Source organism: Parasedimentitalea maritima (assembly GCF_005771405.1).
GTDB lineage: Bacteria > Pseudomonadota > Alphaproteobacteria > Rhodobacterales > Rhodobacteraceae > Parasedimentitalea > Parasedimentitalea maritima.
On the sequence record NZ_VAUA01000007.1, the window covers coordinates 47516 to 61235 of the forward strand.

Consider the following 13720-nt stretch of genomic DNA (forward strand, 5'->3'; position numbering starts at 1 on the left):
TTTTTTAGAAAGCTCATATGACGAAAAAAACAAAAATCAGACAGACAGGCTGCCCCGTTGCTTTTGGTCTGGATATCTTTGGTGATCGGTGGACGCTGTTGGTCATTCGCGAAATCATGCTGCGCGGTAAGCGGACCTACAGCGAGTTCATGGAGATGGAAGAAGAGATCGCCACCAATATCCTTATCGACCGGCTAAAAGCTCTGGAAGCAGAAGGTCTGGTGGATAAGACACGCGATCCTGAAAACCGTCGGAGCTTTCTTTATGCGCTGACTAAGAAGGGCAGGGATCTTGCACCGATACTGTTGGAGATCATTATCTGGAGCGGCGCACACGACGCGCGTTCATTTGCTTTGACAGACGTTCTTGAGAAGATCAAAGCGGACCGCGACGGGTTTGAACATGAACTGAGATCTGAGCGTGAGAACCTAGGTGACCGGTGTGAATAACCGGATCGTCGGCAACGGGATTGGCGGTGTTCAGGCTGACGCGCGCTGGGCGTAGATGTTGGAATGCATCCTGTTCAATGGTAGCGGATTTCAACTGTTTCCCCTCGGCTTTTCCGTGAATGTCCCTTTTTTCTTGCGCGGCATGCGGGCGACGCGGGCATAGTAGGGCCAGCTATTTTCAAATGAGCCCGTCATCGAAGTCACCGCTAGCCGATTTTTCTTCAATGCGTTGAGTAACGACACTTGAACTGTGAACCATGGTCTAAGGGTTTGACATCAATGTGCTATTTTTCTCATCTCGAAACGGATACGGCGTGTGAGCAATGTGCTTTACGGTGATTTAATGAAAATGCAGCGCATGTAGATTGGGTTTCACGTACTGCGCAATTAAAAATTTCACCTCGGGTTAATCTGCATATACTTTGCTCTGCCCCTTCAAGCAGTGAATGAGGGGTGGAGCAGTGCAGGACTATTTGGCAGAGCCCAAAACAAGCGATGTTCGTAAGGCCTTTATGTGTGCTGTCTTCGCGGCGTTGTTAACAGCCGTTGGATACTTCACCATTGCCTGGGCAGACGACAAAGCGATCAATGAACGCGAGCGCCTTCAGCTCATCAAAATGACAAACAGTTTTGTCACGATCTACTCCCAAAACAGGAAGGCAGGATCCACAGTTCCGGCCACTTTTCGGCGGCTGGGAATAGAGCATTTTAGCAACTCGGGCCTAAGTGGAGATGATCAGGAAAATACGTCCGTGACGGTGCCTGGCCGCCCAGGGTTAGAGTTGGGGCTTACAGCACAAACTCTTCACCAAGAAGACATGATAGAACACTTTGTGAATAACCCATCAGCCCCGCCGATTCATGAACACAAATTTGAAGGAGGCCGTCTCATTGGACGTACGGTCGTTCCTTCGGTTGCCAACACCGCTAGCTGCGTAAGTTGTCACAACAACTTGTTAGAGGAAGAGGTTTACCAACTTGGCGATGTCATGGGCGCCTATATCGTTGAACGAGACCTAACTTCGAACCTGATCGCCGATATCAAATATTCCGGAATGTGGTTTGTTTCTTCTCTACTGATCCTCTGGCTTCTCGGATCGCGGGAGCGGAACCACAACATCAACGCCTTGCGTCTGGAATCTCGGGTGCATATCGAGAAAATGAAGAACGAAGCTGAAGCAAAGGAAAAGTTTCTTTTGTCTCACGACTCCCTTACAGGGCTGCCCAACCGTAAACTCTTCAACGATTATCTGAGCGACGCATTGGAGCGGGATCAGAATGAAAACCTGAACGCAGCTTTGATTGATCTGGATGAGTTTAAGAGCGTCAATGACACGATGGGTCATGCCGCTGGTGATGCTCTTTTGGTTGAGGTCGCTGCGCGTTTGAATGAATGTCTTCGCGATGTGAACGGTATCGTGGCGCGACTGGGCGGGGATGAGTTTGCGATCGTCTGGGACGCCGAATGCCGTTTAGGTGAACCGGATGCCTTGGCACAAAGAATTTTGAACGCAATGGCCAAGCCAATGGAGTTCGAAAAATGGCAAGTAGCACCAAAGTGTTCCATCGGAATTGCGACTTGGGCGAACATACATTCGAATACACAGGCAGATTTTTTGAAATCTGCGGATGCCGCACTTTATGTTGCAAAAGGTCGTGGAAAGAACACCTACCAACTGTTTGACCGGGCCATAGATGCCTCCATCATTCGTCAAAACAAAATCGCAGCGCGCTTACCTCTTTCAATTCACGAAGGCGAACTTCGCATCGTGATGCAGCCAAAGGTGCTGCTGCACGACGGGAGCTTCAAGGGGTTTGAAACCCTGTCACGATGGCGCTTGAACGGCGAAGATATCTCGCCTGAAGAATTTGTTGCCGTTGCTGAAAATACCGGCTCTATCCGCGAACTCGACCTGCGGGTTATGCATGAGGCCGCTTCCTTTTCGACCAAGCTGGAGCAGGAGACAGGTGTCGCTGTTCCAGTCGCTGTAAACCTTTCTGCCAACACCTTTCGGAGTGGCTCCCTGCTTGAGGATATCCAGGATGTGTTGTGGGAAACAGGCTTACGGCCGGACCGCTTGACTATTGAAGTGACCGAAACGGCAGCAATTGAAAATTGGAAGCTGGTGCAAGACGTTCTGAATAGATTGCGTGAAATTGGTGTCCGGGCGGCATTGGATGACTTTGGCACGGGCTATTCATCGTTAGCCTATTTGCTGCGAATGAAATTTGATGAGATCAAAATTGACCGGGAGTTCGTCCGCGATATCAAACCAGATAACGACAATCACAAGCTTCTACAGCACATCGCAGAAATGGCTGAGAGCCTGGGCGTGGAACTGGTAATTGAAGGGATAGAAACCGAACAGCAGGTCGAGCTGATCCGGGGGAGTGCGCACCGTATTGGGCAAGGGTACTATTTCTCCAGACCTTTGGAACTTGATGATGCGAGGGACTATCTGTCCAACACAATTTCAGATCGGCCTAGTGACATCAGCTCATCCGCGTAAAACGCTCCTAACTGTGGCTTTGGATGCGATCACACTGAATGTGGGCTAGGTTTGTAAATGTGCTGTTGGCGCAAGTAGCAGCGAATACCCACTCTACCGCCTTCAACAGCCGGGGGAGCGTTCATGGCCCATAAAAGTTGTCGCTGTTAAGGCCTGTCTCGTTAGGCTAACAGGGGGCTAGCAATGGGCCAATCCTGCGCCCGTGACTTAGAAAGCCTACACATCTCATGTCTGATCCGTGCCTGAAGCTGGTATTAGTGACACCTGAAATTCCGTATAATACCGGCGCTATAGGGCGGACCTGCGTGGCGCTAAATCTGGAGCTGATCCTGATCAAACCCTATGGGTTTTCGCTTGATGAAAAAGCCGTCCGGCGCGCAGGAACTGATTACTGGAAGCATGTTAACTTATGCGAATTTGACAGCTGGGAAGCCTTTCTGGCTGATCGAAACCCGCCTCGTGAAAACCTCTATTTCTTTGAAGAGCACGGCGCACAGACGGTTTATGACCCGGACTACCAAGAGGATGCCTATTTGGTGTTCGGGTGTGAATCCAAAGGTCTGCCAAAAGAGATCCTGGATGGCATGGAAGATCGCATTATCAATTTGCCGATGCTGAGTCCGCTTGTCCGGTCACTGAACTTGGCAAACGTAGCCACAGCGGTTGTGTATCAAGCTATGCGGACGAAACTGGGCGGTTGAATGCAGCCACTGCTGCGGCTGTCCGCAAAAACAGTACTGCCCACAATGCGCTGAACAACTGAAGTCAGCGCATTTTCTTAATCTTCAGTTTGTCTTGCTTTGCTCGATCCTTCGTCGATTCTTCAGAGCGCGAAAGAGCTTTGGCAACGGCTTTTAGGCTCATCCCCTTATTCACCAGAAGATGCAGTTTTTGAATTTCTTCTTGTGTCCAAGCCTGGCGGTGGCGTTCGTAACGTTCGGCCATTGGTCTCATCTACCTTATCATGATGATGGAACCATCATAGAGCATGGCCTTGTTGAGGGCACCAGAACAAAGGTTCTTGCAAGCAAACGGAAGTCGGCAAACTGTCTAGCTACTAAATAGGGCGTTCATTCAAACTATTTCTAAGCCGCAGGTGTGTTCGAAATAATGCCTGAGGCTCTTACTACTCGGAAAACTGGCAAATCAAGGCGTCCCACAGGCTATCAAGCGCGGGAAAGGAAACATTCTTTCGGCGGGCCGCACAGATGTTCCAGTTAAGCTCTTGTTTGGTTGGGATTTCCTTCAACAGGCCAAGCGTGGCATGTTGTTCAACAGCATCGCGCATCCCGCCGAAGATCAGATCTCTCCTACAGGCCAGATCAGCCAGAAGCCCGTAGTCATCACATTCGACCTTCGGTATTTTCTCTACTGCGCCCCAAGCCTTTTGATCGCCTCCAAGGACAGCAGCGATGGCTGCTTGCCAGTGTTTATGAAATTTGGGGGCAATCAGGTCTGCGCTGAAAATATCTGCCAGCAGAACGGGTGCATCCTTATGGATGGGATGTTGGGGACGGGCCCAAAACGACACCGGCTTTTTCTCAATGACCTGAATATCCAAATCACTGAGGTCAGGCGTATGGGTCAGATCGCAAATTGCCACATCGAGTATCCCGCGCCGCAAACTCTCTAGTGGTTCCTTGGTGGCACTAACCGTGATCCGAATGCGCAGCTCCGGCATTTCCTGTAAAAGCTGTTCTATCAGAGGGTTAATTAGAGTGCGCGTCGTCAAAGGACCGCAGCCAATGTTCAGTGTGGGTGTACCTGTTGCCCTGAGCTGCTCAACACCCTGTTCAAAAATGCTACTGGCATCGTCCAAATTATCAAGCAGGCTTAAAAACTGCTGTCCCGCCGCTGTCAGTTGCGCACCATTCCGGCGGCGCTCGAACAAGAGATTCCCTGCATATTCTTCAGCTTGAGTGATGTGACGCGAAAAACTGGCGGGCGACGTCCCAACGGCCTGGGCCGCCTCTCGGAAACTTTCGTAACGGGCGAGTGCCTTCACAGCGGTAATGATTTTCCCATCAATCACAAAGGGTCTCCATCCGTTTCATTTTTTGAAACGTAGCTACCAAGTCGTGAGTTTGTTGTCATTCTTTATCGTATGGGTTGAGCAGGCATGCATAATTGCTGGCGACGTAAACACTGCGCAGTCCGCAAAAACTTTTCCAATCAAATAGGAATTTCCCAATGTTTCAGAGACGATTACTTTATTCCACTTTAAGCGCATTGACGCTTTCATGCGTTGGGTCTGGGGGCCATGCCGACACGACGCGACCTAACATCCTTATGATCATTGCCGATGATATGGGGTTCTCTGATGTCGGTGCTTTTGGCAGCGAAGTCGAAACACCTGCCATCGACCAGCTTGCAGCTGACGGCATGCTATTCACCAATTTTCATGTTGGCGCGTCCTGCTCGCCAACACGTACAATGCTGATTAGCGGCGTTGACAATCACCTTGCCGGTCTTGGGAATATGGCGGAAATTCAAGCCGACAACCAGTTTGGTAAGCCAGGTTATGAGGGCCATCTGAACGACACGGTTGTTACGATGCCGCGCCTGCTGCAGGACGCTGGGTACCACACCTACATGACAGGCAAATGGCACCTGGGCAGCAAGCCGGGGTCAATCCCACATGATCGCGGATTTGAGAAGTCATTCATTCTGGCTGAAAGCGGCGCTGACAATTGGGTCGAGCAACCCTATGCGCCATTCTATGAACGCGTGCACTATTTTGAGGACGGAGAACTCGCAAGCCTCCCCAAAGAGGACTACTTCTCATCGAATTTCTATACTGATCGAATGATCGAATACATCGACAGCAACCTTGATGACGGCAAACCTTTCCTCGCTTGGGTCGGGTATCAGGCCATGCACTATCCACATCAGGCCCCAAAAGAATTCATCGACAAATATGACGGCGTTTATGATCAGGGGTTCGAAGTACTGCGGGCCTCTCGTCTTGCCCGTCAAAAGGAACTGGGATTGGTTTCGCCTGACATTGAGCTCGATCTTGAGATGCTTAAAACCTCTTATGAGCCATGGCAGATGCCGGATTGGGAGGCCCTGACAGACGAGGAACAAGCCTTCCGCGCACGGCAGATGCAAACCTATGCGGGCATGCTCGATAATATGGATGTCAATATTTCTAAGCTGCTCGCCCATCTCGAAGACCGCGGTATTGCCGATAACACGATCGTTGTCTTTCTGTCTGACAACGGCCCAGATCCCAACCAGCTGCCGCTGTCAGATGCTTACCGTGAGTGGTATCAAGCCAATTACGACAAGGTCTACATGGAGGACTTTGATGGCGACTATTCAAGCATGGGCCAAAAAGGTGTCTACGCGGACTATGGTCCGGGTTGGGCCGCAGCATCGGCCGTTCCGGGCAGCTACTTCAAGACATTCTCGACCGAGGGTGGGTTGCGTGTGCCTTTGATCGTGCGTTTCCCCGGCGTTGTTGAGCCGGGCAGCCGGATCAACAGCTTTTCCTATGTACGAGATATCATGCCAACTCTGCTCGAACTTGCCGGGGTCGATATGCCGGGGCCTGTTTACGATGGCCGTGACATCAATGTGCCCGACGGGATCAGCATGCTGCCCGTCTTGAAAAGTGAAACTGACACTGTTCGCGGTGACGATAACCCAGTTGGATATGAACTTGCTGGGTCAAGCGCAGTGTTTCAGGGGCGTTACAAGTTGATGCAGAACCTTGAGCCAAAGGGCACTGGTGACTGGGAACTCTATGACATTGAGACAGATCCGTCCGAGCTTACCAATATCGCGGATCAAATGCCGGACCTCGTAGAGGAGCTTATAGCCTTTTATGCCTCCTATTCCGAACGGGTGAACCTTGTGCCTGTTCCAGAAGGGTACAACCCGCTTGAACAGACCGTGATTAACGCCAAACGCGGTAGCACACATTGATATCTTAAGGACTGGCACCATCCCATGCTGGGGTGGTGCACATGGCGTTTGGGCTAACCATCTAGTGTCAAATGAATGACATCAGACCACCCGCCGTCATTCATGGTCACTGGGCAAGTTGAACCGATCGGTGCCACTGATAATATTCAAATAGGAAGCTCAAGTGTTGCTTTCTCGGTTGAGATGACAATCGACGTTCGGAACTTTCGGACATTTTTGTCAGCAAAGAAGAAGCGGTGCGTGAATGCCTCGTAGTCCGCAATATCCTTGGCGACAACAACCATCATGAAATCCGCATCTCCCGCAATGCAATAGAAGTTCGTGACGTACCGGTCATGCCGGGCCTTCCGCTTAAACGCATCAATCTGGCCCAGGCGATCGCGTTCCAGCTCTACCGCCACAACGGCTGTTATTCCAAACCCAAGCTTTTGTTGATCCAGGACCGCAATCTCTTTCTGGATCACCCCTGAATCACGCAGTGCTTTTAAGCGTCTTTGAACGGAAGCTGTCGAGGCTCCAATATGTTCAGCCAGATCCTGAATGGTCGTTTTGGAGTTCCGTTGCAGAACGGCGAGCAGTTTGTGGTCGTTGGAGTCCATGATGTATTTCCCTCAGCTACTCGATGATTGCGATGTGATGCGGTCAAGATATGGCGATATCAATAGTATAGTTGATCAAGCATTCCTAATACCTTGTCCTCTATGAAACATGGTATTATCGCAATTCTTCCACTCGCCGCTGGTGCAGCCGTTTACGGCTTTGCATTCGGCCTATTGGCTGCTCAGGTCGGCTTTCCTTGGTGGGGCGTTGCTCTTATGAGCAGTTTTGTTCACGCGGGGTCGTCCCAGATAGTTGCAGTTGAACAATTTGCCGGCAGCTCTGCGGTGATCGGTGCCGCCTTGGCCGGAGCCGCATTGAACCTCCGCTATATCGGTATCGTTGCCTCCCTTTCTGATGTGTTGAGCGGCCTGTCTCTGCGGGCAAAGCTTACCGTTATCCATATCACTGGCGATGAAAACTGGGCCCTGACCATGTCAGAGAGAGCAAAGAACCCAGAAGTTGGAGCCGCGTTTCTGATTGGTTCCGGGTTGGTCATGATTTCTGTCTGGACAGCTTCAACGACTTTTGGAGCCGTGGTGGGGGCGGCGCTTCCAAACCTTGAGCAATTTGGTCTTGGGTTTGCATTCAACGCAGCCTTCATTGCCATGGCAAGAGGGCTCTGGCGCGGACCTTCGAATTCAGGTCCCTGGCTTGTCAGCTTTGTCGTCACGGTCGTAATTGTTCTGCTGGGGATACCAAAAGCCTACGCAATTGTTGCGGGATCGGTCTGTGGCCTCGCAGCATCTTACTTTATGAAAACCCAAAGAAAGCTACCCGCATGACCTTCCCATTCTGGATGCTGATCGCTGTTCTTGCTGTTGCTGCCTTTTCAATCCGGGTGCTTGGTCTCCTTGCAGGTGAAAGCATCAAGTCATCTCGCCATTCCTGGATGCTCGACGATTTGCCGGGACTTATTGTCGTATCTTTGGTGGCATCTTCACTTGCTGGCCAGCCTATCGGAACTTGGCTGGCCGCCGGTGTTGCGTTCTTTGTCGCCTATCTGACCAACCATGTTATCTGGACCATGTGTGCTGGCGTCGCTGCATATGCGGGGCTGGTCTGGTTTGGATTCTAAGCTTCCCAAATTTAGATATTTCGGAATGCTCGCAGTGCGTGACTTGACGTTCTTCTGAATTGCCACTTGCACGATTGCGAGCCTCGCGCCCTGTTCGACACCCATCAAGAGAGAAGAATTACAAGGAAAATCAAACTGTTGGTTCTATTTTCGGGTCGCCTAATTTGCTTCAACGGGTTCAGAAATGGCGTAGTTAGAATTTTGTTGCAAAATTGGATTGTCTCATAATACGGTAAAGAGGTCCAATTTTTGAGAAGACAATGCAAGAGCGGCCTATACATCTTTTGGAAGCAATAGCTGGCGCGCCGTCGCCAAAAGGTATTGCTGCGCTGTTGGATGCAACCCGGATGCCCAAAGCGACGATTTATCAAAACGTCGCCGCCTTTCTGGCGCACTACCGCGGTGGGCGCTTTGAACTGATCCATGTCGCCCCCCCAAGCGACCCCAAGGTTTCCAATAGCTATCCGGGCCTCGGCAGCGATCCAGCATTGTTCCGTCATAGAAGCTGAAACAACAAACGCCAGCGCGATGACAACGGCCCAGGAGGAACCGTTGCAGACGCACTAAAAACAAAAAAATTTCCAGGGAGGAAAATATGAAGAGAAGACAATTTGGAGCGCTCGCCACCGCCGCGCTTGTTATGGGTGGACCACTGCGTGCACTGGCGGATGAAACCTGCCAATCCCCCTATATGCCTAAGATTACTGGCCATGAAGAGTACGTTTATATCTGGACGCTGGGCGTCGAAGGTATGGGCGACGGTCAGGATAAGATGGTCACGGTTGACCTGCGTCCGGGATCCGAAACCCGCGGTCAGGTGATCAACAGCCTTTCGATTGGCGGCCGCAACGAGGCGCACCACGCTGGGTTCTCCGCCGACCGACGGTATCTTTGGGCTGGCGGACTCGATACCAACCGCATCTTCATTTTTGACGTGCATTCCGATCCTGCAAACCCAGTTCTGCACAAGACAATTGATACTTTTGTCAAAGATGCCGATGGCCCGGTTGGCCCACATACGTTCTTTGCCTTGCCGGGGCGGATGATGATTACGGCTCTGTCTAATGACGATGACCACGGTGGTCGCACGGCGTTGGTCGAATATACAGACGAGGGCGACTTCGTTGAGACCCACTGGATGCCGACAGCTGAAGATATGCGCGGCGCCGAGGCCGTGGACGGCGCGGTTGCGGATGGCTTTGGCTATGATGTGCGGGCGCTGATCCGCAAGAATGTCATGCTGACATCGTCCTTTACCGGGTGGTCGAACTACATGATGGACTTTGGCCAGATGCTGGGTGACAGCGAAGCCATGAAGCGGTTTGGCAGCACCATTGTTCAGTGGGACCTGCACACGCGCCAGCCTAAGAAGGTGTTCAACGTACCCGGTGCACCATTGGAAATCCGTTTCCCATGGGGCCCCAATGCCAACTACGCGTTCTCGACCACGGCGCTGACCTCACAATTGTGGCTGATCCACGAAGACGACACAGGCGAATGGCAGGCCAAGGCTGTTGCCGACATTGGTGATCCTACCAAGATCCCTCTGCCGGTTGATATTTCGCTGGCTGCGGATGATCAGACATTGTGGATCAACACCTTCCTTGATGGCATGACCCGCCTGTTTGACGTGTCCGACCCGCACCACCCAAAGCAGATCTATGAAAAGAAAATCGCCAGCCAAGTGAACATGGTGTCGCAAAGCTGGGATGGCAATCGGATCTACTTCACCAGCTCACTGCTGGCCAACTGGGACAAAAAGGGCGCCGACGATCAGCAGTATCTCAAGGCCTTTACCTGGAACGGGTCCGAACTGGTGCCAGATTTTGAGCTCGATTTCTATGAGTTGCAGTTGGGCCGTGCACATTTGATGCGGTTTGGCAGTTCAGAGCTTTACAGCGCTTAAAAGCAGAGTGTTGGGCAGGCCCAGAGCCTGCCCAATGTGCGATCGCCAACCGGACAGGAAAGCAATATGAAACAACGCATTGTCACGACTTTGGGTGCCATTCTGCTGGCCTCCGGTGGTTTTTCCGGGCAGAATTCAACCCCAACCACGCCGGATGGCTCCATTGCCGCCTTGTTCCCGATGGGGGAAGAGTTTGAGTTCACGCCTCCCATCCCGGGCAGCTACAGGCTCTCAAACATTAAACCAGCTCCAGATGGCGCTGTACTGACACCGACGGGGACCAAACGAGACTTGTCGGATTTGCTGGACGGCAAAGTGTCATTGGTCAGCTTTGTCTACTTGATGTGTGGCGATGTGAATGGCTGCCCCTTGGCGGTTTCCACCCTGTTTGACATCTATGACAGCAGTCAATCGGCCCCGGATCTCGCTGACAACGTGCAGCTCGTCACCATCAGTTTTGATCCCGATCGCGACACGGTTGAGGCCATCGACTCCTTCGCCTATCCGATCACCAATGATGCAACGGCGGATAAGAAAATTGGTTGGCACATCCTGACAACCGAAGATCAGGCGGCACTGAAACCAATTCTGGACGGCTTTGGGCAAGTGGTTGATCGCTCAGACGATCCGGACAAACTGAACCATCTGTTACGTATGTTTCTGGTCGACCGGGACGGCAAAATTCGCAACATCTATGGGCTGGGTCTGATTGATCCGCGTCTGATGATGACCGATGTGGAAACCTTATTGATCGAAGACGGAACTTTGTAATTGATGTCCGTGTTTTCCAGACTGAAAACCCCAACACTGGCCCTGATCATGGTCACCGTGTGGTCGCCCGGCCTTCTCGCAGAACAAAGTGATCCCTCGGTTTGTCCAACATCGGATGGCAGCTGGTCCGAACGCGCATTGGAACGAAGCCTTTCTACACAGTTGGGCCTGCCAACGGTTCCTCACCCGGTGGACAACCCGCCAACTGCTGAAAAAATTACCTTGGGGCGAAAGCTGTTCTTTGACCGGCGTATGTCGATAAATGGCACCATGTCCTGTGCGATGTGCCACGTCCCCGAGCAGGGGTTTGCCAATTGGGAGTTGCAGACCTCGGTTGGGGTAGAAGGGCGCAGCGTCAAACGCAACGCTCCAACGATCATCAACACTGGCTTTCTGGATGTGCTGTTTCATGACGGGCGCGACATGTCGTTGGAAACGCAGTTCATCATGCCGCTGATTTCACGCAATGAAATGGCCAATCCCTCGGTTGGGCGGGTGGTGGCATATCTTCAGGAGCAACCCGAATACCAACCGCTGTTCGACGCCGCCTTTGGGGCACCGCCGTCCCTTGATCGCATGGGTAAAGCATTGGGGGCGTATCAACGCACGCTCACGACCGGCGGTTCGGCTTTTGACCACTGGTATTATGGCGGGGACAAAACCGCGTTGAGCGACAGCCAGACACGCGGTTTTGAACTGTTTCAAGGCAAGGCTGACTGCGCCTCGTGTCACGTTATTAACGATCAATCAGCCCTGTTTACTGATCAAGAGTTTCACAACACTGGGTATGGGTGGCAGCGCGAACAGATCCGTCAAAACCCATCACCAACAACCCGCGTTCAGGTTGCCCCCAATGTCTTCCATGAAATAGATCTCGCCGTTGTTGCTTCGGTCAGCGCCCCGCCTCAGGCCGATCTGGGCCGGTATGAGGTCACCGAAGACCCAGATGATCGTTGGATGTTCCGCACACCACCGTTACGCAATGTGGCGATGACGCCGCCCTATATGCATGATGGGGCCTTGCCCGATCTGCGTTCCGTTATTGAGTTCTATAATCAGGGCGGTCCGGACCACGTCTTCAAAGACCTGCGCATTCGACCTCTGGATCTCAACAGTCAGGAAATGGACGATCTGGAGGCCTTCATGCAGGCTTTGACATCTCCCGGGCTTGATTGCCTCGCTGCCGAGGCGCGTATCAACGCGCCTGATAATTTCTAGCATTGTAAAAAGCCCGACAAGATGAGAGTAGTCCCGAAATTCGAGATGCAGTCTCGTTTAATGATAATATCTCAATATTGAGATCAGACTAAGACCGAAGGGAATTCAGATGCGTACCAGAGCGGCCGTTGCGATTGAGGCAGGTAAACCACTCGAAATCATGGAGGTGAACCTCGAAGGCCCAAAGGCTGGCGAAGTTCTGGTAGAAATCAAGGCCACCGGGCTTTGCCATACCGACGCGTTTACCCTGTCTGGTGCTGACCCCGAAGGGATGTTTCCAGCCATCTTGGGTCATGAAGGCGCCGGTGTGGTGCTAGAGGTCGGTGCAGGCGTCACCAGCTTGAAACCGGGCGATCATGTGATCCCGCTCTATACTCCTGAATGCCGGACCTGCGATTACTGCCTGAACCCAAAAACCAACCTGTGCCAGTCGATCCGCGAGACCCAGGGCGCAGGTGTGATGCCTGATGGGACCAGCCGGTTCTCCATGCTCGATGGCACACCAATCCTGCACTACATGGGCTGTTCAACCTTTGCCAACCACACTGTTCTGCCGGAAATTGCATTGGCAAAGGTTCGCAAAGACGCCCCATTCGACAAGATTTGCTATATCGGTTGTGGTGTGACCACTGGTATTGGCGCGGTGATCAACACCGCCAAAGTCGAGATCGGCAGCAAGGCGATTGTCTTTGGTCTGGGTGGCATTGGTCTGAACGTCCTGCAGGGATTGCGGATGGCAGGCGCGGATCAGATCATTGGCGTAGATCTGAACGACAGTAAGGTCGAAATGGCCAAACGTTTTGGCATGACCGACTTTGTGAACCCCGCCAACGTGACAGGCGATCTGGTCGCGCATCTGGTGGAACTCACCGGTGGCGGTGCGGATTATACCTTTGATGCAACTGGAAATGTTGGTGTCATGCGCACTGCGCTGGAGGCCTCACACAAGGGGTGGGGAGAGTCGATCATCATCGGAGTCGCCCCTGCAGGCGCCGAAATATCCACGCGTCCGTTCCAATTGGTCACAGGGCGCAGCTGGCGTGGTACAGCCTTCGGCGGCGCACGCGGACGTACCGATGTTCCCAAAATTGTTGATTGGTACATGGACGGAAAAATCGAGATTGACCCGATGATTACCCATGTCCTGTCGCTCGACGACATCAACAAGGGCTTCGACCTCATGCATGCCGGAGAAAGCATTCGGGCCGTTGTAGAATTCTAACTGCCCACTAGCCGCAAAGATAAAGATACCAGCCGCCAA

Annotated in this window: 14 protein-coding genes; 11 read left to right on the forward strand and 3 right to left on the reverse strand. The window is 52.3% G+C overall.

Features of this window, described 5'->3' with window-relative positions; translation table 11 throughout:
• Positions 1-17: 17 nt before the first annotated feature.
• The 3 genes from FEE96_RS14130 (at position 18) to FEE96_RS14140 (ending at position 3660) form a co-directional block, all read left to right on the forward strand.
• Positions 18-449, forward strand: coding sequence for a winged helix-turn-helix transcriptional regulator (locus tag FEE96_RS14130; protein WP_138163771.1), 432 nt, complete (start codon positions 18-20; stop codon positions 447-449).
• A 461-nt stretch (positions 450-910) separates the two neighbouring features.
• Positions 911-2959, forward strand: a complete 2049-nt coding sequence (locus tag FEE96_RS14135) for an EAL domain-containing protein (protein ID WP_212744774.1) — start codon at positions 911-913, stop codon at positions 2957-2959.
• Between the two features lie 227 nt (positions 2960-3186).
• Positions 3187-3660 (forward strand): tRNA (cytidine(34)-2'-O)-methyltransferase, encoded by a 474-nt coding sequence (locus tag FEE96_RS14140; protein ID WP_138163773.1) that lies wholly within the window; start codon positions 3187-3189, stop codon positions 3658-3660.
• A 64-nt stretch (positions 3661-3724) separates the two neighbouring features.
• Here the strand turns inward: FEE96_RS14140 and FEE96_RS14145 are convergent, their stop codons facing one another.
• The gene (locus tag FEE96_RS14145) at positions 3725-3904 is read right to left on the reverse strand and encodes an elongation factor P maturation arginine rhamnosyltransferase EarP (protein WP_138163774.1); all 180 of its coding nucleotides are present in this window, start codon (positions 3902-3904) and stop codon (positions 3725-3727) included.
• A gap of 181 nt (positions 3905-4085) precedes the next feature.
• Complete coding sequence (locus FEE96_RS14150; protein WP_138163775.1) at positions 4086-4991, reverse strand: LysR family transcriptional regulator; 906 nt, start codon at positions 4989-4991, stop codon at positions 4086-4088.
• A gap of 158 nt (positions 4992-5149) precedes the next feature.
• Here FEE96_RS14150 and FEE96_RS14155 point away from each other — a divergent pair, with 158 nt between their 5' ends.
• The gene (locus FEE96_RS14155; protein ID WP_138163776.1) at positions 5150-6889 is read left to right on the forward strand and encodes an arylsulfatase; all 1740 of its coding nucleotides are present in this window, start codon (positions 5150-5152) and stop codon (positions 6887-6889) included.
• A 146-nt stretch (positions 6890-7035) separates the two neighbouring features.
• On the opposite strand, the gene FEE96_RS14160 is transcribed toward FEE96_RS14155, so the two are convergent.
• Complete coding sequence (locus FEE96_RS14160; RefSeq protein WP_138163777.1) at positions 7036-7488, reverse strand: Lrp/AsnC family transcriptional regulator; 453 nt, start codon at positions 7486-7488, stop codon at positions 7036-7038.
• Between the two features lie 102 nt (positions 7489-7590).
• Here FEE96_RS14160 and FEE96_RS14165 point away from each other — a divergent pair, with 102 nt between their 5' ends.
• From FEE96_RS14165 to FEE96_RS14195, 7 genes are all read left to right on the forward strand, one after another.
• On the forward strand, positions 7591-8271 hold the full coding sequence (locus FEE96_RS14165; protein ID WP_138163778.1) for an AzlC family ABC transporter permease: 681 nt from the start codon (positions 7591-7593) through the stop codon (positions 8269-8271).
• Positions 8268-8564 (forward strand): AzlD domain-containing protein, encoded by a 297-nt coding sequence (locus FEE96_RS14170; protein WP_138163779.1) that lies wholly within the window; start codon positions 8268-8270, stop codon positions 8562-8564. Before FEE96_RS14165 ends, FEE96_RS14170 begins: the two co-directional genes overlap by 4 nt.
• A gap of 260 nt (positions 8565-8824) precedes the next feature.
• Positions 8825-9073, forward strand: coding sequence for a hypothetical protein (locus FEE96_RS14175; RefSeq protein WP_138163780.1), 249 nt, complete (start codon positions 8825-8827; stop codon positions 9071-9073).
• A gap of 86 nt (positions 9074-9159) precedes the next feature.
• On the forward strand, positions 9160-10470 hold the full coding sequence (gene mtoX, locus FEE96_RS14180) for a methanethiol oxidase (protein WP_138163781.1): 1311 nt from the start codon (positions 9160-9162) through the stop codon (positions 10468-10470).
• Positions 10471-10536: 66 nt separating this feature from the next.
• Positions 10537-11241, forward strand: a complete 705-nt coding sequence (locus FEE96_RS14185) for an SCO family protein (protein WP_138163782.1) — start codon at positions 10537-10539, stop codon at positions 11239-11241.
• Positions 11242-11244: 3 nt separating this feature from the next.
• Complete coding sequence (locus FEE96_RS14190) at positions 11245-12459, forward strand: cytochrome-c peroxidase (protein ID WP_138163783.1); 1215 nt, start codon at positions 11245-11247, stop codon at positions 12457-12459.
• A 109-nt stretch (positions 12460-12568) separates the two neighbouring features.
• Positions 12569-13681, forward strand: coding sequence for an S-(hydroxymethyl)glutathione dehydrogenase/class III alcohol dehydrogenase (locus FEE96_RS14195; RefSeq protein WP_138163784.1), 1113 nt, complete (start codon positions 12569-12571; stop codon positions 13679-13681).
• The last annotated feature ends 39 nt before the right edge of the window (positions 13682-13720 follow it).